A 20,297-nucleotide genomic window follows, 5' to 3' on the forward strand; every position below is an offset into this window, starting at 1 on the left:
CGTCACCTCACCAGGAGATCGGCTGGATCTTCTGCTCCGGCTCGAAGAGCTGGTTGACCGTGTTGTCGACGATCTTGAGGTCGTAGGGCCACTTCTCGCCCTTCACCCACTGGCCGCCGAAGATCGGCGTCTTGCAGACGTTCTTGTGGGTCGAGCCGTCGAACTTGATGTGGCCGACGAGCGACTGCAGGTCGGTCGCCGCCACCGCATCGCGCACCGATTCACGGTCGAGCGGGTCGGCGGCGCGCTTCAGCACGTCGATCGCCACTTCGAGCAGGCCGTGCGAATAGCCGAGCGGCTGCGTCCACTGGCGCTTGGTGTCGGCCTCCCACTGCACCGCGAGATCGCGGCTGACCTGGCCGGTGAGCGAGGACTTGAAGGGGAAGGCCGGCGTCCACCACACCTCGGAGGACATGCCGTTGCCGAGCGGCCCCATCGCCTCGACGCCGCCGGGGAAGAGCAGCGCCGCCGCGACCGTCACCGCCTTCGGCTTGAAACCCTGCTGATTGCACTGGGTGACGAAGGTCTTCAGATCGTCGGGATAGGTGATGCCGCCGATGATCTCGCAGTTCTGCTTCTTGAACTCGGCGATCTGGGCCGAGAAATCGTTGGTGCGCGGCTGGAAATAGCCGGGCACCACGACCTCGTAGCCGGCGGCGCGGGTCGGCACCGGCAGGCCGTAGCCGTCATTGCCCCAGGTCTCGCCGTCGATGTTCTGGGGGAACAGCATGCCGACCTTCTTGTTGGTGTCGAGCCCGTTCCACAGCCCGACAAAGGTGTTGAGCGCCTCGTCGAGGCCCCAGAAGAAGTGATAGGTCCAGTCGAAGCTCGCCTCGGCGCCGCCGCGCGGCATGACGACCGCCTGCCAGGGCGCGCCCGACGACAGGCAGGGGGTCTCGTAGAGTTCCGCCTGTTCGGCCGCCGGCAGGATGGTGTCGGTGGTCGAGGCCGGCAGCAGCAGCTGGACCTCGTCGTTGAGGATCAGATTGCCGGCGATTTCCGACGACTTGTTGGGGTTCGACTGGCTGTCGCGGTCGAGGATCTCGATCGCATAGGTCTTGCCGTTCGAGGATTCGAGCTTGCCACCGAGGAAAGCGCGGATCTTGTCGAGCGTGTAGCCGTCGGTCTCGCCGAACAGGGCGAGCGGGCCGGTGGTCGGGCTGATATAGCCGACCTTGATCGTGCCGGCGGTCTGCGCCCGCACATAGCCCGGCAGCGCGAGCGTGCCCGCCGCGGCGCCGAGGCCCTTCAGGACGGTCCGGCGACTCGGCCGCAGGCCCGACTTCACGAGCTTGTTGTAGTACATCTCTTTTCCCTCCCTCTGGAATTCCGGCGGACGGCGCGCCCTCCTCGGCGGCGCCGCTGCCGTCGTGCTCAGGTCATGCGCAGGAGCGCGCCGCCGTCGATGACGATCAGCGAGCCGGTGACGTAGGACGAGGCCGGCGAAGCGAGGTAGAGCGCGAGGCCCTTGATCTCCTCCGGATCGCCGATGCGGCCGATCAGCGACTGCGCCTCGAAGGCCCGGCGGTCCTCCGGATTGCGCAGCCGTCCGCCGGCGATGTTGGTGATGAAGGGGCCCGGCAGGATCGCGTTGATGCGGATGCCATAGGCGCCGAGTTCCATCGCCATGTGACGGACGAGATGGTTCACACCCGCCTTCGCCGGCATGTAGGGCGTGCCGACGATGCTCTCATTGATCAGCGAGGCGATCGAGGAGGTGACGATGATCTGGCCTCCGCCGTTCGGCTTCATGTGCCGCACGGCGTGCTTGATGGTCGTGTAGACCGAGGTCAGGTTGATCTCGATCACCTTGTCCCAATGCTCGTCGGGCAGGTTCTCGATCGCCCCTTCGGGATTGCGCTCGCCGGTCGGCGTGTTGAAGCCCGGGCCGGCGTCGATGCCCGCATTGGCGAAGACGACGTCGATCCCGCCGCGCTCTTCGGCGACCGCGTCGAAGGCGGCCGCCATGCCCGGCCGGTCGCCGACATCGACCACAAGGCCGCGGACGTCGCCGCCGGTCGCGCGGATTTCGGCGACGGTCTTCTCGAGCCCCACCGGATTGAGGTCGAAGATGGAAACCTTCGCCCCGTGCTCGGCCATGATCTCGGCATAGGCGCGGCCGATGCCGCTCGCGCCGCCGGTGACGATCACCGACTTGCCCCGGACGTCGAACATCTTCTCGAGTGCGGCCATCTCATCCTCCCGGTTCCGCAGGTCGTTCCGGGCGCCTCCCCGCGCCCGGCCGTCGTCGTCCCGCCGTCGTCAGGCGGCCGCCGCATCCCGCTGTTTGGCGCGGGACAGCACGAAGTCGAAGCCGACGTCGTAATAGGGTGCGGCGAGGCCGACCGCGGCCGCGGCTTGCGCGTCGTCGACGGGCCTGAATTCGGCGAGCAGGCTCTTCTTCACGCCGAACACCGCGTCGGAATCGATGTAGGGATCGTCCGGATCGAAGATGTGCGTGGTGAGCGTGTCGTAGCCCTCGGCCGAGATGATGTAGTGGAGATGCGCCGGCCGGTTGGGATGGCGGCCGAGCGCGCCGAGCAGCTTGCCGACCGGTCCGTCATCCGGGATCGGGTAGTATTTCGGCTTGACGCCGCGGAACCAGTAGCGACCGTCCGCGCCGGTGCGGAACACGCCGCGCAGGTTGAAATCGGGCTGGATGCCCTTCTGCTGGACGTCGTAGAAGCCCTCGTCATTCGCCTGCCAGACGTCGATCTTGGCGTTCGCGATCGGCCGCCCCTCGGTGTCGAGGATGCGGCCGTGCACGAACATCGGCTCGCCCTTCCGGTCGAGGCAGATATCCGCGCCCATCGGCAGTTCCGGCGCACCGGCGACGTGGAAGGGTCCGAGCACGGTCGATTCCGACGCGCCGGAGGGCTTCCGGTTGTTGATCGCATCGACGAGCATCGAGACGCCGAGCACGTCCGAAAGCAGGATGTATTCCTGCCGCCACTCGTTGCAGATCTGGCCGGTCTCGGTGAGGAAGAAGATGGCGCGCAGCCACTCGTCCTGGGTCGGCTCGATCTCCTTCACCGCCTCGTGCAGCTTGCGGGTGATGACCTCCATCACCTGTTTCAGCCGCTCGCTCTCGGCGTTCTTGTTGCGGGCGACGACGACCTCGGCGGAGTCCGCCTCGGTGAAGTAGCCGTATTCGTGCTCGTTCGGCATCGGGCCCTCCCTCTAGCGCGCCAGGATGGATGTGAGGACGCGACGGAGCTCCGCCGCCGGATCGGCGGCGCGATCGACCGCGCGCCAGCAGACGTGATGGTCCGGCCGGACGAGCAGGCAGCCGGCGTCGCGGATCTCGCGCGCACGCGCCCAGTCGCCGAGATGATCCTCGATCGGCCGGCGCGGTCCGATCACATGGGTGCGGATCGACAGGCCGAGTTCGGCACCGATGGTCTTCGCCGCCTCGACCCAGGCCTCGCCGCCGATGCCGGTCAGCAGCGTGAACTCGCCGCGGCCGCAGAGATCGAGCGTCGAGATCTGCTTGCCCGCCCTGTCGAACACCCAGACATGTGGCAGGCGGGCGCCCGGCCAGGTGGTCGGCGCATAATGCAGCTCGCGATCGGCGGGGAAGGCCGGCTCCTCCTGTCCGTCGGTGACGACGGCGGACGAGCGGTAGCGCTGGTTCATCTCGACGCCGTGCGCGTCGAACTCGTATTTCTTGAAGGCGATCGCCTTGCGGAGCGCCTCGCGCTGCGCCTCGGCGGCCGGCGTCGCGTCGGCGCGCGCCTCCATGTTGCGCTGGATCTTGTCGTGATCGACGCCGCCATCCATGCCGAGCGCCTCGAAGATCGGCCCGAATTCGGCGATCGACTGGTTGGCGCGGGTGACGATCTGGCGGGCGATCGGCGCACGCTCGGCCGAATAGGTGTCGAGCAGGCCGGGGCCGGCCTCGCCCTTGACGACCTTGGCGAGCTTCCAGGCGAGGTTGAAGCCGTCCTGGATCGAGGTGTTGGAGCCGAGGCCGTTCGAGGGCGGATGGCGGTGCGCCGCATCGCCCATGATGAAGACGCGGCCCTTCTGCATCTCGAGCGCGAAGCAGTTGTTGACCGTCCAGGTGTTGGCGCCGAGCAGCTCGATCTCGAGCTGCGGATCGCCGATCAGCTGGCGGGCGACGCCGGTCGCGAAGTCCGGCGTCACGTCGGGCGGCGGCTGGTTGATGTCGTAGCCCCAGACGATCAGCCACTCGTTCCACGGCCGGACCATGCGCACGAGGCCCATGCCGATGCCGCCGACATCGGCGCCGGGCTGCATCACCCAATAGAGGACGCTCGGACGGTGGGCGACATATTTGGAGAGGTCGGCGCGGAACAGGATGTTCATCGAGCCGCCGACGCCCATGCGGCCCTCGAAGGGCAGGCCGAGATGCTCGGCGACCAGCGAATTGCCGCCATCGGCGCCGACGAGGAATTTCGAGCGCACCGTGAAGTCGCGCCCCGACAGGCGGTCGCGGCAGGTGGTTGTGACGCCGTCGGCATCCTGCTCGTGGGAGAGATATTCCGTGCTCATCCGCGCCTGCGTGCCGCGGGCGCAGGCGGTCTTGAAGAGAATCGGCTCCATGAAGGTCTGCGGCAGATCGTTCATGAAGCAGGGCGAGGACAGGAGGTGCTCCGCCTTCGACAGAGGGTGCGTGCCCCAGCTCTTCATCCGGCCGATCTCTTCGCCGGCGAGGCTTTCGCAGAACACGTTCTCGCCCATGATCTCCTGCGGCGAGGCGTGCATCATCGCCTCCGCCTCGACCTCGGGGCCGAGATCGCGCAGCACTTCCATCACGCGCTGATTGGTGATGTGGGCGCGCGGCGTGTTGGCGAGCCAGCGGTAGCGGTTGACGACCATGTTGGCGACGCCGGAGCTCGACAGCAGCGCCGCCGTCGCCGAGCCGGCCGGGCCTGTGCCGACGATCAGAACGTCGGTCTCGATATCCGCCATCAGTTTCCTCCCTCGATCTTCGGACCGGTCAGCCTGCGGCGGACCGGAAACAGGTGCAGGCCGGTCCTCGCGGAGATCAGCCCCCACAGCCCCTTCGGTGCGAACAGCATGACGGCGATGGCGAGCACGCCGAGCGTCATCAGGTACCAGCTGCCGTAATCGGCGAGCGCGGCGCGGAGCGCGAAGAGCACCAGCACGCCGATGACCGGGCCTTCGATCGTGCCGATGCCGCCGATGACGACGATGAAGATGACGTAGGCCGTCCAGTCGGTGAGCGCGAAGGCGGCATCGGGCGAGATGCGCGCCGTCTGCATGAAGACGAGGCCGCCCGTCAGCCCGGTGGCGACCGCGGCGATCAGGAACACCGCCCATTTGAGCCGGCCCGTGTCGACGCCGACCGAGCCGGCGGCATCGACATTGTCGCGCACCGCGGCGAGGGCGAGGCCGAGCCGGCTGCGCAGGAGCCAGTAGATGCCGCCGGTGACCGCGACGACGAGGACGAGCGCCAGCCAATAGGCGAGGATGTCGCGCGCCGCCGCATCGCGCACGCCGAACAGCGCGCGGATCGTGTCGGTGCCGAGAATGGCGCTCGTCGCCTCGCGCGGCAGCGAGGTGCCTGTGCCGCCGCCGAGCGTCTTCCATTGCGCGACGAGGAGGCGCGTCACCTCGGCGAGCACCCAGGTGCCGATCGCGAAATAGGCGCCCTGCAGCCGGAAGGCGAGATAGGCGAAGGGGATGGCGAGGAGGAAGGCGGCCAGCCCGCCGAAGAGGATGGCGACGACCGGGTTCCAGCCGAGGAGAATGACGCCGGCGAACATCGCATAGGCGCCGATGCCGACAAAGGCCTGCTGGCCGACCGAGATCAGGCCGCCATAGCCGGCGAGCAGGTTCCAGAGCTGCGCCAGCGTCAGCATCGTCAGGATGAAGAAGAGGTCCTGGATCGCCGAGCGCGGCGCCACCGCCGGCAGGGCGAGACCGATCAGGATGAGGAGGGCGACGGCGATCGTCGTGGCGTTGCCGGCACGGGTGCGGATGGTGAGCCGATACATGCCGTCCTCCTCAATCCACCGCGCGCGGGAAGAGACCGCGCGGCTTGACGAGCAGCACGACGAGGAAGGCGATGTGACCGGCGAGGATCTGCCATTCCGGATTGATCGCGGCGCCGACCGTCTGCGCGACGCCGATGATCACGCCGCCGGCGAGCGTGCCCCACAGGCTGCCGAGGCCGCCGATGATCACCGCCTCGAAGGCGTAGATCAGCCGGGCCGGGCCGATCGACGGGTCGAAATTCGCCCGCATGCCGAGATAGAGCGCGGCGACCGTGACGACCGCCATGGCGAGGCCGGTGGCGACCGCGAAGACGCGCTTCGGCTCGATGCCCATCAGCCCGGCGACGACGGCGTCGTCCGAGGTGGCGCGGAAGGCGCGGCCGAGCGCGGTGCGATAGAAGAGCGCGTTGAGCCCGACGATCACCGCCACCGCCGAGAGGAAGGTGAGGAGCGGCATCACGCCGACGGTGACGAGGCCGAGATCGATCGAGGCGCCTTCGAGCGTGCCGGCCGGAATGCGGCGGCTGTCGGCGGAGAAGGTTTCGAGCAGGCCGTTCTGCAGCGTCACCGACAGGCCGAAGGTGACGAGGAGCGGCGGCAGGATGTCCTTGCCGAGCACCCGATTGAGCACGAGGCTCTGCAGGAGCCAGCCGACGCCGAACATCACCGGCGCGGCGACGATGAGGGCGACGAGCGGGGACAGGCCGAGCATCGTCACGCCGACGAGGATCAGATAGGCGGCGAAGACGATCAGGTCGCCATGGGCGAGATTGACGAGCCGCATGATGCCGAAGACGAGGCTGAGCCCGGCGGCGAACAGCGCATAGAGCCCGCCGAGCAGCACGCCCTGGACGAGGGTGTCGAGCCAGATCATGCCGCCTCCCCGAAATAGGCGGCATGGATCGCCGCGCGCGTCACCGCCGCGGCGGGAGCGGCGAGCGTCACCCGGCCCTCCATCATGCAATAGACCCGGTCGGCGACCGAAAGCGCCTTGCCGATGTCCTGCTCGACGACGACCATCGCGGCACCGCCGGCGCGGATCTTCGGCAGGGCGGCATAGATGTCGCGGATGACCACCGGGGCGAGGCCGAGGCTGATCTCGTCGCAGAGCAGGAGCTCGGGGTTGGACATCAGCGCCCGGCCGATCGCCACCATCTGCTGCTGGCCGCCGGAGAGCGCGGTGCCGGGGCTCCTGCGCCGCTCCTTCAGGATCGGAAACAGGTCGTAGACCGCCTCGAGGCTCCACGGGCCCGCGACCTTGCGCATCTGGCCGCCGATCAGGAGGTTCTCCTCGACCGACAGCGAAGGGAAGAGACGGCGGCCTTCCGGCACCATGGCGATGCCGCGCTGCATGATCGCAGCCGGCGACAGCGCGCCGATCGGCTCGCCCTTGTGCAGCACCATGCCGGGCTCGTTGCGCAGGATGCCGGTGATCGCGCGCATCAGCGTCGACTTGCCGGCGCCGTTCGCGCCGATGATCGCCACGCACTCGCCGGCGGCGATCGTCACGTCGACGCCGAACAGGGCGCGGAACTGGCCGTAACTGGCGGTGAGGCCGCGGGTCTCGAGCAGCATCAGACCTCGAGCCCCAGATAGATTTCGCGCACCTCTTTCGAGGCCATGATGGCGTCGGGCGCGCCAATGCCGATGACGCGGCCGAAATCGAGCACCAGCAGCCGCTCGACCACCGCGTTGAGGGCGTGCAGGACGTGCTCGATCCAGATGATCGTCGTGCCCTTCGCATGGATCCGGCGGATCGTCGCCACGAGCGCGCGGCACTCGCCCTCGGTGAGGCCGCCGGCGATCTCGTCGAGGAGCAGGAGTTCCGGCCCGGTCGCCATGGCGCGGGCGAGTTCGAGCCGCTTGCGATCGAGCAGGCTGAGCGTTCCGGCGACGAGGTTCGCCTTCTTCAGAAGCTCGGTCTCCTCGAGGATCGCCGCGCAGTCCTCGACCATCTCGGCCTCCCGACCGCCGCGGCCGAAGGTGGCGGCGGTGAGCAGGTTCTCGAATACCGTCAGCCCCTCGAAGGGCTGCGGGATCTGGAACGAGCGGCCGACGCCCATCCGCACCCGCTCCATCGCCGGGGTGCGGGTGACGTCGCGGCCGAGGAACTCGATCCGGCCGGCATTCGGCAGAAGATTGCCGGTGATCAGGTTGAAGAGGGTCGACTTGCCGGCGCCGTTCGGCCCGATGATGCCGAGCGCCTCGCCGCGTGGTACGTCGACCGACACGGCGTCCGTCACCTTCAGGGCACCGAAGGACTTGGAGACGTTTTCGAGGCGCAGGATCATCGGTCGGTTCGCGGTCCTATCCGGGCGGGAGAGCGGGGCGGCGACGGCCGCCGCCCCGGCATTCCGAGGTCAGGCGAGGGCTTCCATCGTTCCCTGCGCGGCGATCTCGGGGGCGTTCGAATTATCGACGACGACGAGATCGAAGGTGCCGTCCGCCTTGCGCCGCCACTGGCCGCCGACGAGCGGCGTCTTGCAGACGTTCTTCGCCGCGAAGGGCGGCATGCCGGCACCGTTCCACGCCACCTTGCCGACGACCGTCGCCATATCGGTGGCCGCGATCGCCGCGGCGACCGATTCCGCATCGGTCGGATCGGACGCGCGGCCCATGACGTTCGCCGCGACCTCGAACAGCGAGTGCACGAAGCCGATCGGCTGGGTCCACGGCCGGCCGGTCTTCGCCGTGAAGGCGGCCGCGAGATCGGCCGAGCTCTCGCCGGTGATCGACGACTTGAAGGGATGGGAAGCCGACCACCACACCTCGGAAGAGAGGTTGTGGCCGGCTTCGCCGAGCGTCTCGACCGATTGCGGGAAGAGGATCGCCTTCGCGACCGTCGCCGCCTTCGGCCGGAAGCCCTGCTGGCGGGCCTGGTTCCAGAAGGTGGTGAAGTCGGGCGGGATGACGACGCCCGTCACGATCTCGATGCCGCCGGCCTTGAAGGCATTGATCTGGGCGGTGAAATCGTCCGACAGGTTCTGGTAGCGGCCGGGATCGAGGAGGCTGAAGCCCGCCGCCTCGAGACCCGGCTTCAGGCCGTTCTTCGGGTCGCCCCAGGCATTGCCGTCGGCGTCGTTGGGGAACAGGCCGCCCACCTTGCCGCCCGTGCCGAGCTGCTTCCACATCGAGGTGTAGGTGGCGATGATGTCCTCGAGGCCCCAGAAATAGTGGAAGGCGAAGTCGAACGGCTTCCACGAGCCCGGGTCGCCGGGATTGCCCTGCTGGCCGATGAACCAGGGCTGCCAGGGCGCCATGGTCGAGACGACCGGCACGCCCTCCGCCTCGCAAGTGGTGGCGACGGGGTTGGTGTTCTCGGGCGTCGAGCCGACCAGCATCAGGTCGATCTCGTCGTCGACGATCAGCTCCTTCGCCACTTCCGCGGCGCGGTTCGGGTTGGACTGGCTGTCCTTGACCAGAACCTCGAAGTTCTTGCCGACGTCGGAGGCGAGGAACGCCTCGATGTTGAAGGCGTCGCTCTCGGCGAAGCCGGCGAGCGGGCCGGTCTGCGGCGAGACATAGCCGAGCTTGATCTTCGCCCCTTGCGCGATCGCCGGCGCGGCGAGGCCGGAGGCGGCGAGCGCGACACCGGTGGCGGCCGAGGCCTTCAGGAATTTCCGTCTCGTGATCATGATTCTCTCCTCCCTCTTCTCTCTCTGTCTGTGTCGTCAGGCCTCCGGGCGGCGTCCCTCCCACGCCGCCTGGAGGAGGTCGCGGATCGATCCCCGATCGATCGGTCGCGGATTGGCATAGGCGTTCTTCACCGCGATCTCGGCGGCGCGGTCGAGATCGGCCTCCTCAATGCCGATCGCGGCGAGGCTCGTCGGTGCGCCGACCGCGGTCGCGAAATCCCACAGGCCGCCGCCCGCCGAGCCGCCGCCGAAGGTGTCGGCGATCGGGGCGAGGAGGGCCGGCACGGCGGCCTCGTTGAAGGCGGTCGTGTAGGGCAGCAGGATCGCGTGGGTGTCGGCGTGCGGCGTGTCGAACGAGCCGCCGAAGACGTGCGCCAGCTTGTGGTGCAGCGCCATCGAGACATAGCCGAGCGCGGTCGAGCAGCACCACGCCGCATAGAGCGCCTTCGCCCGCGCCGCGGCATCGTGCGGATCGGCGATCAGGCGCGGCAGGCCGTCGCGGAAGGCGACGAGGGCGTCGCGGGCCATCAGCTCGATCACCGGATTGCGGTCGGGCGCGTAGAACGCCTCCATCGCATGGGCGATCGCGTTCATCGCCGAGGTGACGGTGAGGCCGACCGGCAGGGTGAGCGTCAGGTCGACGTCGTAGATCACCGTCTCGGGCCGGATGTCGGGCGAGCGGCGGGTGGTCTTCTCGCCCGCTGCCGTCTCGCCGAGGATGTCGGTCATCTCCGAGCCGGCATAGGTGGTCGGGATGACGACCTGGTCGGCGCCGGTGCGCACCGCGATCGCCTTGCCGAGCCCTGTGGTCGACCCGCCGCCGAGACTGACGACGGCGCCGGCGCCGCTCGCCCGGAAGGCGGCGACCGCCCGCTCGGTGATCTCGACCGGGGTGTGCATGGCGGCCTCGGCGAAGACGTCGGCCGAGAGATCGCCGAGCGCCGCGGCGAGGCGCTCGGCGTCCGCCTTCTGGTGCGGCGTCGACAGGACGAGCGCGCGGCCATGGCCGAGGCGGCGAACCTCCTCTTCGGCCTTGACGAGCGTGCCCGAGCCGAACACGACGCGGGTTGTGAGGCCGGGGAAGACGAAACGGTCCATCATCGCGCCGCCTCCATTCGGGGCCGCCGTCCGGCGGCGAGATCGTCGAGCAGGCCCGCGAGCATGGCGATCTCGGCGTCGCAGACGCTGTGCTCGCGGCCGGGAAAGAGATCGGCGCGCAGCTGCGCACCGGCGCGGCCGAGGCTCGTTGCGGCATCGGCGAAGGCGGCGACCGGGATCCAGGGATCGGCGTCGGCGCCGGAGAGATAGACCGGCAGGCCGCGCGGCGCGGCCTCGGGCCGGCCGTCGGAGGCGACGCCGACACGGCAGCCGGTGAAGGCGGCGAGCGCATCGGGCGGCGGCAGGCCGGCGCAGACATATTCGATCGCGAGGCAGGCGCCCTGCGAGAAGCCGGCAAGCAGCAGCGGCAGGCCGGGCAGTTCGGCCCGCGCTGCGGCGAGCGCCGCGGCGAGATGGTCGGTCGCGGCGGAGAGCTGGGCGCGGGCGACCGGGGTCAGCGGATCGACGGCGCGCGCCTCGTACCACGCGCCCGAGGGGGCGCGCGGCAGCACGAAGGCGACCGCCGGCGCGGCGAGCCGCGCCAGCACATGGGCCTCGATCTCCTCCGGCGACTGGCCGCGGCCATGGACGAAGACGCAGACCGTCTTCGCCGCCGTGCCGCGCGCGCCGCGCCGGAGCGGACCGCCGCCCGTCGTCATGCGAAGGTCGCTTCCTCGAGGCCGGCGCGCAGCTCGGCCTCGCGGTCCTTGAACCAGGGCGGGAAGACGAGGGTCTTGCCGATCTGGCCCGGCGGCTCGTCCTTCGCCCAGCCCTCGGGCGTCGTCCAGGCCAGTTCGAACAGCGCACCGCCCGGCGAGCGGACATAGCAGGACTTGAAGTAGTTGCGGTCCTTCTGCTCGGAGATGTCGGTGAAGCCGAGGCCCTCGATATGGGCCCGGAGCGCCATCTGGTTCTCCTCGTCGCCGGTGTTGAGGGCGAGGTGGTGGATGGTGCCGCCGGCGAGCGTCCAGGTGCCCTGCGGGCTGTCGCGGTCGACGATCACCTCGACGCGCTGGACGATGCCGTTCGCGTCCGGCACACGGAAGACGAGGCCCTCATGGTTGTCGGCCTCCTTTTCGAGCGGCAGGGCGATGGTGAGGAAATCGTCCATCGCCGTGCGGTCGGTGACCGCCACCGAGGCGCCATAGATGCCCTTGATGCCATGATCGGCGCCGATGCCCTGCGCCTCGTTGGTGATCGGCGCGCGGCTGTCGCCATCGCTCTCGACCAGTTCGTGGGCGATGCCGCAGGGATGGGCGAAGACGGCGCGATCGGCGCCGAAGCGGGTGACCTTCTCCGCCGCGATGCCGCGCGCGTTCAGCCGGTCGACCCAGAAATCGGCGGCGCCGACCGGGATCGATTGCATGATGGTGCGCGACTGGTTGGTGCCGCGCCGGCCGAAGACGCCGGGCTTGCGGAACGGGAAGGTGGTGATGATCGTCGAGGCGTCGCCGTTCGGCGAGCCGTAATAGAGATGATAGACGGGGATCACACCGTCAAAGAGCACGGTGCGCTTCACCGAGTGGAGACCGAGCGCCTTCGTATAGAAGTCGAAATCTTCCTGGGCACCGTCGGTCGACATAGTCAGGTGGTGGTAGCCGCTGACGCGGGTCATCGGTCATGTCCTCCCATGGGTTGCGGGGCGGCCCTGCCCGCGCGGGCAGAGCACGAGCGTGAGGTCGAGCGCGTGCTTCCGCTTCCCTCCATTGGGCGGCAGTGCGCGAAACTCGGCCATGAGTTCGGGCTTGACCCCGAAGATGGCGTCCCGGCCGATGGCGGGATCCGCCCGGTCGAAGACATGCGTGGTGAGCGTCTCGAAGCCCTCGGCCGCGACGCGGAAATGGATGTGCGCCGGCCGCTCGAGGCCGAGGCCGAGCGCCGTCATCAGGCGGCCGACCGGCCCGTCGGAGGGCAGGCTGTAGCCCTTCGGCTTGACGCTGACGAAGTGGAAGCGGCCCTGCGCATCGGTGCGGAAGCGCCCGCGCAGGTTGAATTCCGGCTGCCGGTCCGGCTGCTGGTTCTCGTAGAGCCCTTCGGCATTGGCGTGCCAGACCTCGAGAACGGCGCCCGCCACCGCCGTGCCGTCCGCGCCGAGCACCCGGCCGGTGACGGCGAGCGGCTCGCCCTCGCCGTCGCGCGAGAGATTGGCGCCGAGCGCCGTCTCCGGCACGTCGGCGCGGTAGAACGGGCCGGCGAGCGTGTTCGGCGTGCATCCCGCCGGGCGCGGATTGTTCTGGTCTTCGATCAGCGAGGAGACGCCGAGCACATCGGCGAGCAGCACCCATTCCTGGCGGCGGGAGTCGGCGTAGTGGCCGACCTCGGTCAAGAAATCGATCGCGAGAAGAAACTCCTCGCCGGTCGGCCGCAGCGCGGCGACGAGGGCGTGCAGGCCGCCGACGGTCGCCCGCGCGGCGTCGACGAGACGGGACGGCTCGGCACCGGCGAGACGCCGGGCGAACTCCTCCGCCTGGGCCGAGATCGCGCGGATGCGCGCCTCCTGCCGGTCGTCGTGCTGACCGTCCATCCTCCCGGGGCCTCCCTTCCCCTTGAGGAAAGGAGTAGCACGGGGCCGGCCGGTCCTTGATGAGTTGTAGGACGAGCGATATAGCATTTTGCTATGAAGCTGAACGAGCGCCATCTGATGCAGCTCGCCGCCGTGCTCGATGCCGGCGGTGTCTCGGAAGGTGCCGCCATGCTGGGCCTGACCCAGCCGGCGGTGAGCCGCTCGCTCGCCTCGCTCGAGGCGCGGGTCGGCGAGCCGCTCTTCGTCAAGGGGCGCCGGCCGCTGCAGGCGACGCCGCTCGGGGCGCAACTCGCCGCGCAGGGCCGCACCATCATCACCGCATCACGCAAGGCCTCCGATGCGGTTCAGGGCTTCATGAAGGGGACGAAGGGCCTGGTGCGGGTCGGCGGCGTGCCCTTCTTCATGGATGCGATGATCAGCCGGATGATCGGCGAATTCCTCAACCTCGAGCCCGAGGTGACGGTGCAGCAGAGCTATATGAACCTGCCGGAACTGGTCGGCGCGCTCGAAGGCAACCAGATCGATCTCGGCATCGTGCCGATCGGCGTGCTCGATCTCGGGCCGAGCTTCGAGTTCACCGAGATCCTGCCCGGCCGCAACATCGTCGCCTGCCGGCCCGGCCATCCGCTGCTGCGCAACCGGCGGCTCCGCGCGCACGATCTCAGCCGCTATCCCTGGGTGGCGCCGCTGCCCGGCTCGCCGCTGATGTCGGACCTGCAGATGATCCTGATGAGCATCGGCATGTCGGACCTCAACATCCGCTATTCCGGCGGCTCGCTGATGAGCGTCATCAACTTCCTCGCCGAGACCGACGCGCTCGCCGTGCTCCCCTTCTCCGTCGTGTTCGCGCAGCGCAAGGAGAACCGCGTCACGGTGCTCCCTTACGAGATCCCTCAGCCGAACCGCTCGCTCGGCATTCTGCGCCGGGTCGGGGCGCAGCGCTCGCCCGCCGCCGAGCGTTTCGCCGGCCATGTCACCAACGCGTTCGAGAACCTGAAGCACATCATCAAGCGGCACGAGAACGCGGTGGTGTGGGGCCGCTAGCGGCGTCGCCGTCGTTCATTCGGGCGCTCGGGACACCGGGCGGGCCGCCGGCACGGGGCCGACATAGCGCGATTGCGGCCGGATCAGCCGGCCGGTCCGCTCCTGCTCGAGCACATGCGCCGTCCAGCCGGCCATCCGCCCGGCGGCGAAGACATTGGTGAAGCCGTCGCGCGGGAAGCCGACCGCCTCGAGCAGCAGCGCGGTGTAGAATTCGACATTGGTGGCGAGCGGCCGCAGCGGCTTCTTCTGGGCGAGCAGGGCGAGCGCCTCCGCCTCGACCGCCTCGGCAAAGGCGATCCGGCCGCCGCGATCGCGCAGCCCGGCCACCGCCCGCTTCAGCACGTCGGCACGCGGATCGCGGACGCGATAGATGCGGTGGCCGAAGCCCATCAGCCGCTCGCCGCGGGCGAGCGCATCGACGAGCCAGGGCCGGATGCGCGCCGTCGTGCCGATCGCGTCGAGCATGTCGAGCACCGGCCCGGGCGCGCCGCCATGCAGCGGCCCCTTGAGCGCGCAGAGCCCCGCGACGACCGAGGAGAACAGGCCGGCGCGGGTCGAGGCGACGACGCGGGCGGCGAAGGTCGAAGCGTTCAGCCCGTGATCGGCGACGGTGACGAGATAGGCGTCGAGCGCGGCGACGGCGGCCGGCGACGGAGCATCGCCGCCGAGCATGGCGAGGAAATCCTCGGCATGGCCGCGCGTCCGGTCGGGCGCGACCGGCGCCGCGCCGCGCCTGCGGCGGGCGATCGCCGCGGCGAAGACCGGGACGGCGGCGACGGCGAGCACGTGATGCGGCGTCGTGGCGGCATCGGCGAGCGCCGCGAGCATCAGACGCAGTGCCTCGACCGGGGTGAGCGGATCGGTCGCGGCGAGCAGCGGCGCGGCGATCGCGAAGGCCTCCTCGCGGGCGGTGCCGAGCGCCCTGGCGATCCCTGCGGCGTCCATCGGCTCGGGGACGAGATCCCGCCACAGCAGCGCGAGCACGGCTTCGAAACGCCAGTCGGCGAGCACGTCGAGATCGTGGCCGCGCAGGATCAGGCGGCCGGCGGCGCCGTCGACATGGCTGAGCACGGTCTCCGCGGCGACGACATCGTCGAGACCCGGCGCGGTATGGCCGGGAGCGAGGGCCGGTGCTGCGGTGGCCGAAAGGGGGCTCATGATGTTCTCCCGCGATCCTCGTGATTGACGGGGGATGAGCATCTTGATTGTATCAACATCGTCAATCTTGATTCGATCGATCAATCCATCGAGCCCGCCTATGCCGCCGCCCGACGATCTCCTCGACGCCGAAGCCGCCGCCGCGCGGCTCGGCATCAGCCGGGCGACGCTCTACGCCTATGTCAGCCGCGGGCTGATCCGGGCGAGCGCGGCGGCCGGCGACCCGCGGAAGCGCCTCTACAGTGCCGCCGACATCGCGACGCTCGAGAAGCGGAAGGCGGCCGGCCGCGGCCCGCGCGAGGCGGCGGCGGCGACGCTCGACTGGGGCCTGCCGGTGCTCGCCTCCGGCATCACGCTGATCGAGACCGGTGGGCTGTTCTATCGCGGACGCGACGCGATCGCGCTCTCGGCCGAGGCGACGCTCGAGGATGTCGCCCGGCTTCTGTGGGGCTGCGACGGGCACGATCCCTTCGCGGAGCGCGGCGCGGTGGCGGCGCCCTGGGCGCCCGGCCTGCTGCAGCGGCTCGCCACCATGCCGCTCACCGAGCGCTGCCAGACGCTGCTGCCGCTCGTTTCGGCCGGCTGGGCGATCGCCTGGCAGCGCGACAGCCGCCGGCTCTGGCCGGGCGCGGCGGCGCTGCTGCGCGCGCTCGCCGCCGCGGCGAGCCTCAGCGAGCCCGACACGCTGCCGGTCCACCGCCATCTCGCCCGCGCCTGGGGGCTCGATGCGGCGGGCGCCGATCTGATCCGGCGCGCCCTCGTGCTCCTCGCCGACCACGAGCTCAATGCCTCGGCCTTCGCGGTGCGCGTCGTCGCCTCGACCGGCGCCTCGCTCGGCGCCTGCCTCAATGCCGGCCTCTCCGCCCTGAGCGGTCCGCTGCACGGCGGCACGACGAGCCTCGTCGAGATGCTGCTCGGCGAGATCGATGCGGCGGGCGACGCGGCGGCGGTCGTCGAGGCGCGGCTGCGGCGGGGCGACGGCGTGCCGGGCTTCGACCACCCGCTCTATCCGGACGGCGACCCGCGCGCCGCGGCTCTGCTGCCGCTGCTGCCGCCCGATCCGGGCCGCGAGGCGCTCGCGACGGTCATGGCGGAGACGGCGGGACGGCGGCCGAATGTCGATTTCGCGCTCGTCGCGCTCCGCCGCGCGCTCGCCCTGCCGCCGGGCGGTGCGCTCGCCCTCTTCGCCGTCGGCCGGACGGTCGGCTGGATCGCCCACGCGCTCGAGCAGCGCGGCGAGGAGAAGCTGATCCGCCCCCGCGCGCGCTATGTCGGACCGCCCGTTCTTCGCTGACGGCGGTTCGGATCACCAGGATCCCTGGGCGGCGATCACGAAAAGCGGAACCGCCTCCGGAACGGTACATTGAGGCCCTGTTCAATCTCCGAGCAGCGCTTCAAAGGGGGTGCAGTCCGTGCAGCCGCACCACTCGAGGGATGGTCGTCAGAGCCGCGAGGCCGAGACGATCGTCGACCTTATCCCCGCGCTGCGCGCCTTTGCGCGGTCCTTCTGCCGCGACCCGTCCGACGCCGACGATCTGGTTCAGGAAACGCTCACCAAAGGCATCGCCCATATCGACAAGTTCGAGCCGGGCACACGGATGAAATCCTGGCTGTTCACGATCATGCGGAACACATTCTACACCCGGATCAAGATCAGCAAGCGCGAGGCGCCCGGCCTCGCCGATTGCGTCTCCGCCATGCCGGTCTCCGAGGCGACGCAGGAATGGAGCCTGCGCGGCCAGGAACTGAAGGAGGCGATCGACCGCCTGCCGCCGCATTACCGCGAGGTGCTCGTTCTGATCGGCGTGCTCGGCGTCAGCTATGAGGAGGCAGCGGCGATCTGCGGCTGCGCGATCGGCACGGTGAAGAGCCGGCTCAACCGCGGCCGCGCCCACCTGCTCGAGCATCTCGGCGAGGACTCACCTCGCGCTCTGATCGAGCCCACCGCCCGCATCGTTGCCGACGGAATCCTGGTCGAGAAGCGCCGCTGAACCATCGAGGGCGCGTCGACGCTTGAGCGCTTCCTGCAGCCGCACCGCGAGGCCGAGAAGCCGGTCGGGAACCGGCTCGGCCTCGATCGCGGCCAGAAGCGATGCGAGCCCCGCGTCGAGCGCTTCATCGTCGGCGGCATCCTGCCCCTCATCGGCAGACGGTAGGGCGGCGCTCGCCATCGGTGTTCTCAAGCTCCCGGTTCCTCTCCTCAAAGCTTATGGGACGGCCGCCGCCTTTCGGCAAGCGCAGCGATTCGCAGGCGCCGTCCGTCGCGCCCCTTCGCTTCCCGCCCCGCTGCCGCGACGGCAGACGGGACGGAGATGCGACCGTTTTCACGGAGCCGGAAGTGCATAGGCGATGACATAGTCGCCCGCCTTCGTGCCGAGCGAGCCGTGTCCGCCGGCGACGACGACGAGATACTGCCGTCCGTCCGCCCCCTGATAGCTCATCGGCGTCGCCTGGCCGCCGGCCGGCAGCCGCGCCTTCCAGATCTCCGCACCGGTCGTCACGTCATAGCCGCGGACGTAATAATCGAGCGTGCCCGAGAGGAAGGCGACGCCGCCCTTCGTGACGATCGGCCCGCCGAGATTGGGGACACCCATCGCGAAGGGGAGCGGCACCGGCGCGAGATCGCGCACCGTGCCGTTCCTGTGCTTCCAGAGCACCGCGCCGGTGGTCAGGTCCGCTGCCGAGACGAAGCCCCAGGGCGGCTGCTGGCAGGGCAGGCCGAGCGGCGACAGGAAGGCGCTGAGCTGGACCGCGAAGGGCGCGCCGAAATTCTCGTTGAGCGCCGGCAGGCTGCCTTCCGGCCGGTTGTCGCCCTGGACATAGAGCGTCGTGTCGTCGCCGCGCGGAACGAGCCGCGAGACGAAGGCGAGATAGGTCGGCGTCGTGAAGACGACCTCCCGCTCCGGATCGACGGCGACGCCACCCCAGTTGAAGACACCGAAATTGCCCGGATAGACGAGCGTTCCGCCGGTCGAGGGCGGTGTGAAGCGGCCCTCATAGCGCAACTGGTGGAACCGGATCCGGCAGGCGAGCTGGTCGAGCATCGTCATGCCCCACATATCGCGCCCCGAGAGCGGCGGCGGATCGTAGGAGAGCGCCGATTTCGGCTGGGTCGGCGCGGTGTGGTCGCCCTCCGCCGCGCCCTGCGGGGCGGGGAGTTCCTGAACCGGCAGGAGCGGCGCGCCGGTGCGCCGGTCGAGCACGAAGAGCTCGCCCTGCTTGGTCGGCTGGACGAGCGCCGGCACGCGTTCGCCGTTCACCGTCAGGTCGACGAGGCTCGGCTGCGCGGGCACGTCGTAGTCCCAGAGGTCGTGATGCACGGTCTGGAAGTGCCAGCGCACGCGGCCCGTCGCGATGTCGAGCGCGACGACGGCGGAGGAATAGGTCTCGACGGCTTCGGAGCGATTGCCGCCCCACTGATCCGGCGGCTGGTTGCCGAGCGGCACATAGACCATGCCGAGCGCCTCGTCGACGCTCGAGATCGACCAGCTGTTGGGGGAGTTCGGCGTGTAATGACCGCCGGGGGCGAGCGGCGCGGTATCCTGCGGATTGCCGGAATCCCAGTTCCAGACCAGCCGGCCGGTGGCGATGTCGAAGGCGCGGATGACGCCGGAGGCCTCGGAGGTCGAGACATTGTCGAGCACGGTGCCGCCGACGATGATCATCCCCCGCGCGACGACCACCGGCGAGGTCGAGTAATAGGCGCCGGGATCGACATTCGGCATGTTGACCCAGAGATTGATCTGGCCGGTGCCGCCGCCGAAATCGGCGCAGACGCGGCCACTCTGCGGATCGAGCGCAATGACCCGTCCGTCCGCCGTCGGCATGAAGAGCTTGGACGGGCAGGCGGGCGCGGTCGGTCCGTCCTCGGCGGCGACCGGCAGGTCGGGCACGGGGTTCTCGGCGGGCGCCGCGGCCCCGACATCGGCCGGCGGCACGGGGGCGGCCGCCTCGGACGTTTCGGCGCCGGGAGGCGCGGGCACTGCGGCGGAGGACGCGGCGTCCGCGGCTCCGCCTGCATAGTAGGAAAGGCCGCGGCAGGTCAGGTGCTGCAGCGCCAGCTGGTCGCGGATGCGCGGATCGTAGCGCCACACTTCGCGACCGGTGGTGGCGTCGAGCGCGATGACGAGCTGGTGCGGCGTGCAGAGATAGAGCCGGTCGCCGACCTTCAGCGGCGTGACCTGGAACGTCGTCTCGACCGGATCGCCCGGCTGGCCGCGCACATCACCGGTGCGGAACGTCCAGGCGACCTCGAGCTGCGCGACGTTTTGCGGCGTGATCTGATCGAGCGGCGCATAGCGGTCGCCATGGCCGGTGCGGCCATAGGCGTGCCATTCGCCCGGCGGCACGCCGCCGGCGTCCGGGGCGATCTCGGCCCGCACGCCCGGCGCCGCGCCTTCGATCCGGGTTGGATCGCGGAAAATGCCCACGGTGCCGGCGGCGAGCGAGAGGACGAGCACGACCCCGAGCGCGATCCGGCCGCCCCGGACATCCGGCACGCCGCCGCGAGGACGCAGCGCCCGCGCGACCCAGGGCGTCAGCAGGAAGAGGCCGATCAGAAAGAGGAGATCGCCGCGCGGAGCGAGCGGCCACCAGTCGAAGCCGACCTCCCACAGCGACCACAAGAGGGTCGCAAGGACGGTGAGGGCGTAGACCCAGAGGGCCGCGGGATGGCCCTGCCAGAGCAGGAAGGCGGTCGCCGCGAGGGCGAGACCGGCGAGCGCATAGTACCAGGAGCCGCCGAGCCCGACCAGCCAGACGCCGCCGACGAGGAGAGCGAGGGCGATCAGGCCGACGATCAGTGCGGTGGCGATCAGCACCGGCCGGCGATGGGTCGTATCCATGGAGAGAGCC

The 20,297-nt window shown here is 69.9% G+C and carries 19 protein-coding genes; 3 read left to right on the forward strand and 16 right to left on the reverse strand.

Annotated features, from left to right (window positions below; all coding sequences use genetic code 11):
• Positions 1 to 7: 7 nt before the first annotated feature.
• The 13 genes from GGQ63_RS19765 to GGQ63_RS19825 all read right to left on the reverse strand — a co-directional run bounded on the left by GGQ63_RS19765 (position 8) and on the right by GGQ63_RS19825 (position 13,241).
• On the reverse strand, positions 8 to 1,306 hold the full coding sequence (locus tag GGQ63_RS19765) for an ABC transporter substrate-binding protein (protein ID WP_183858344.1): 1,299 nt from the start codon (positions 1,304 to 1,306) through the stop codon (positions 8 to 10).
• 68 nt (positions 1,307 to 1,374) lie between these two features.
• Positions 1,375 to 2,193: an SDR family NAD(P)-dependent oxidoreductase gene (locus tag GGQ63_RS19770; protein ID WP_183858345.1), complete on the reverse strand. Its 819-nt coding sequence runs from the start codon at positions 2,191 to 2,193 to the stop codon at positions 1,375 to 1,377.
• A 69-nt stretch (positions 2,194 to 2,262) separates the two neighbouring features.
• Positions 2,263 to 3,168, reverse strand: a complete 906-nt coding sequence (locus tag GGQ63_RS19775) for an intradiol ring-cleavage dioxygenase (RefSeq protein ID WP_183858346.1) — start codon at positions 3,166 to 3,168, stop codon at positions 2,263 to 2,265.
• Between the two features lie 12 nt (positions 3,169 to 3,180).
• On the reverse strand, positions 3,181 to 4,935 hold the full coding sequence (locus GGQ63_RS19780; RefSeq protein WP_183858347.1) for an FAD-dependent oxidoreductase: 1,755 nt from the start codon (positions 4,933 to 4,935) through the stop codon (positions 3,181 to 3,183).
• A complete protein-coding gene (locus GGQ63_RS19785) occupies positions 4,935 to 5,984 on the reverse strand; it encodes a branched-chain amino acid ABC transporter permease (protein WP_183858348.1) in 1,050 nt (349 codons plus the stop codon). The genes GGQ63_RS19780 and GGQ63_RS19785 overlap by 1 nt, the downstream gene beginning before the upstream one ends.
• Positions 5,985 to 5,994: 10 nt before the next feature.
• Complete coding sequence (locus GGQ63_RS19790) at positions 5,995 to 6,858, reverse strand: branched-chain amino acid ABC transporter permease (RefSeq protein ID WP_183858349.1); 864 nt, start codon at positions 6,856 to 6,858, stop codon at positions 5,995 to 5,997.
• Positions 6,855 to 7,562, reverse strand: coding sequence for an ABC transporter ATP-binding protein (locus GGQ63_RS19795; protein WP_183858418.1), 708 nt, complete (start codon positions 7,560 to 7,562; stop codon positions 6,855 to 6,857). The genes GGQ63_RS19790 and GGQ63_RS19795 overlap by 4 nt, the downstream gene beginning before the upstream one ends.
• The gene (locus tag GGQ63_RS19800; protein ID WP_183858350.1) at positions 7,559 to 8,275 is read right to left on the reverse strand and encodes an ABC transporter ATP-binding protein; all 717 of its coding nucleotides are present in this window, start codon (positions 8,273 to 8,275) and stop codon (positions 7,559 to 7,561) included. Before GGQ63_RS19800 ends, GGQ63_RS19795 begins: the two co-directional genes overlap by 4 nt.
• Positions 8,276 to 8,344: 69 nt before the next feature.
• On the reverse strand, positions 8,345 to 9,619 hold the full coding sequence (locus GGQ63_RS19805) for an ABC transporter substrate-binding protein (RefSeq protein ID WP_183858351.1): 1,275 nt from the start codon (positions 9,617 to 9,619) through the stop codon (positions 8,345 to 8,347).
• Between the two features lie 36 nt (positions 9,620 to 9,655).
• The gene (locus tag GGQ63_RS19810) at positions 9,656 to 10,720 is read right to left on the reverse strand and encodes a maleylacetate reductase (protein WP_183858352.1); all 1,065 of its coding nucleotides are present in this window, start codon (positions 10,718 to 10,720) and stop codon (positions 9,656 to 9,658) included.
• Complete coding sequence (locus GGQ63_RS19815) at positions 10,717 to 11,376, reverse strand: alpha/beta hydrolase (protein WP_183858353.1); 660 nt, start codon at positions 11,374 to 11,376, stop codon at positions 10,717 to 10,719. The genes GGQ63_RS19810 and GGQ63_RS19815 overlap by 4 nt, the downstream gene beginning before the upstream one ends.
• Positions 11,373 to 12,332 carry a VOC family protein gene (locus GGQ63_RS19820; protein ID WP_183858354.1) on the reverse strand — a complete coding sequence of 320 codons (960 nt, stop codon included), beginning with the start codon at positions 12,330 to 12,332 and terminating at the stop codon, positions 11,373 to 11,375. The genes GGQ63_RS19815 and GGQ63_RS19820 overlap by 4 nt, the downstream gene beginning before the upstream one ends.
• Positions 12,333 to 12,335: 3 nt before the next feature.
• Positions 12,336 to 13,241, reverse strand: coding sequence for a dioxygenase family protein (locus GGQ63_RS19825; RefSeq protein WP_183858355.1), 906 nt, complete (start codon positions 13,239 to 13,241; stop codon positions 12,336 to 12,338).
• A 93-nt stretch (positions 13,242 to 13,334) separates the two neighbouring features.
• Between GGQ63_RS19825 and GGQ63_RS19830 the strand changes: the two genes are divergently transcribed.
• The gene (locus tag GGQ63_RS19830; protein ID WP_183858356.1) at positions 13,335 to 14,285 is read left to right on the forward strand and encodes a LysR family transcriptional regulator; all 951 of its coding nucleotides are present in this window, start codon (positions 13,335 to 13,337) and stop codon (positions 14,283 to 14,285) included.
• A gap of 15 nt (positions 14,286 to 14,300) precedes the next feature.
• On the opposite strand, the gene GGQ63_RS19835 is transcribed toward GGQ63_RS19830, so the two are convergent.
• Positions 14,301 to 15,443 (reverse strand): citrate synthase, encoded by a 1,143-nt coding sequence (locus GGQ63_RS19835; protein WP_183858357.1) that lies wholly within the window; start codon positions 15,441 to 15,443, stop codon positions 14,301 to 14,303.
• Between the two features lie 100 nt (positions 15,444 to 15,543).
• Between GGQ63_RS19835 and GGQ63_RS19840 the strand changes: the two genes are divergently transcribed.
• Positions 15,544 to 16,737, forward strand: a complete 1,194-nt coding sequence (locus GGQ63_RS19840; RefSeq protein ID WP_183858358.1) for a citrate synthase — start codon at positions 15,544 to 15,546, stop codon at positions 16,735 to 16,737.
• Between the two features lie 118 nt (positions 16,738 to 16,855).
• A complete protein-coding gene (locus GGQ63_RS19845) occupies positions 16,856 to 17,434 on the forward strand; it encodes a sigma-70 family RNA polymerase sigma factor (RefSeq protein WP_343061231.1) in 579 nt (192 codons plus the stop codon).
• On the opposite strand, the gene GGQ63_RS19850 is transcribed toward GGQ63_RS19845, so the two are convergent.
• Positions 17,363 to 17,614 carry a hypothetical protein gene (locus GGQ63_RS19850; RefSeq protein WP_183858359.1) on the reverse strand — a complete coding sequence of 84 codons (252 nt, stop codon included), beginning with the start codon at positions 17,612 to 17,614 and terminating at the stop codon, positions 17,363 to 17,365. The two genes, GGQ63_RS19845 and GGQ63_RS19850, sit on opposite strands and share 72 nt — an antisense overlap.
• 153 nt (positions 17,615 to 17,767) lie before the next feature.
• Positions 17,768 to 20,287 (reverse strand): membrane-bound PQQ-dependent dehydrogenase, glucose/quinate/shikimate family, encoded by a 2,520-nt coding sequence (locus GGQ63_RS19855; protein WP_183858360.1) that lies wholly within the window; start codon positions 20,285 to 20,287, stop codon positions 17,768 to 17,770.
• Positions 20,288 to 20,297: the final 10 nt, after the last annotated feature.

This window comes from Prosthecomicrobium pneumaticum, assembly GCF_014199915.1.
Lineage (GTDB): Bacteria > Pseudomonadota > Alphaproteobacteria > Rhizobiales > Kaistiaceae > Prosthecomicrobium > Prosthecomicrobium pneumaticum.

Coding starts and splice junctions, on each gene's coding strand:
- GGQ63_RS19835 (WP_183858357.1), bottom strand. CDS start 15,443: ATGAGCCCCCTTTCGGCCACCGCAGCACCGGCCCTCGCTCCCGGCCAT.
- GGQ63_RS19825 (WP_183858355.1), bottom strand. CDS start 13,241: ATGGACGGTCAGCACGACGACCGGCAGGAGGCGCGCATCCGCGCGATC.
- GGQ63_RS19805 (WP_183858351.1), bottom strand. CDS start 9,619: ATGATCACGAGACGGAAATTCCTGAAGGCCTCGGCCGCCACCGGTGTC.
- GGQ63_RS19770 (WP_183858345.1), bottom strand. CDS start 2,193: ATGGCCGCACTCGAGAAGATGTTCGACGTCCGGGGCAAGTCGGTGATC.
- GGQ63_RS19820 (WP_183858354.1), bottom strand. CDS start 12,332: ATGACCCGCGTCAGCGGCTACCACCACCTGACTATGTCGACCGACGGT.
- GGQ63_RS19815 (WP_183858353.1), bottom strand. CDS start 11,376: ATGACGACGGGCGGCGGTCCGCTCCGGCGCGGCGCGCGCGGCACGGCG.
- GGQ63_RS19840 (WP_183858358.1), top strand. CDS start 15,544: ATGCCGCCGCCCGACGATCTCCTCGACGCCGAAGCCGCCGCCGCGCGG.
- GGQ63_RS19775 (WP_183858346.1), bottom strand. CDS start 3,168: ATGCCGAACGAGCACGAATACGGCTACTTCACCGAGGCGGACTCCGCC.
- GGQ63_RS19800 (WP_183858350.1), bottom strand. CDS start 8,275: ATGATCCTGCGCCTCGAAAACGTCTCCAAGTCCTTCGGTGCCCTGAAG.
- GGQ63_RS19780 (WP_183858347.1), bottom strand. CDS start 4,935: ATGGCGGATATCGAGACCGACGTTCTGATCGTCGGCACAGGCCCGGCC.
- GGQ63_RS19790 (WP_183858349.1), bottom strand. CDS start 6,858: ATGATCTGGCTCGACACCCTCGTCCAGGGCGTGCTGCTCGGCGGGCTC.
- GGQ63_RS19785 (WP_183858348.1), bottom strand. CDS start 5,984: ATGTATCGGCTCACCATCCGCACCCGTGCCGGCAACGCCACGACGATC.
- GGQ63_RS19830 (WP_183858356.1), top strand. CDS start 13,335: ATGAAGCTGAACGAGCGCCATCTGATGCAGCTCGCCGCCGTGCTCGAT.
- GGQ63_RS19855 (WP_183858360.1), bottom strand. CDS start 20,287: ATGGATACGACCCATCGCCGGCCGGTGCTGATCGCCACCGCACTGATC.
- GGQ63_RS19850 (WP_183858359.1), bottom strand. CDS start 17,614: ATGGCGAGCGCCGCCCTACCGTCTGCCGATGAGGGGCAGGATGCCGCC.
- GGQ63_RS19810 (WP_183858352.1), bottom strand. CDS start 10,720: ATGATGGACCGTTTCGTCTTCCCCGGCCTCACAACCCGCGTCGTGTTC.
- GGQ63_RS19765 (WP_183858344.1), bottom strand. CDS start 1,306: ATGTACTACAACAAGCTCGTGAAGTCGGGCCTGCGGCCGAGTCGCCGG.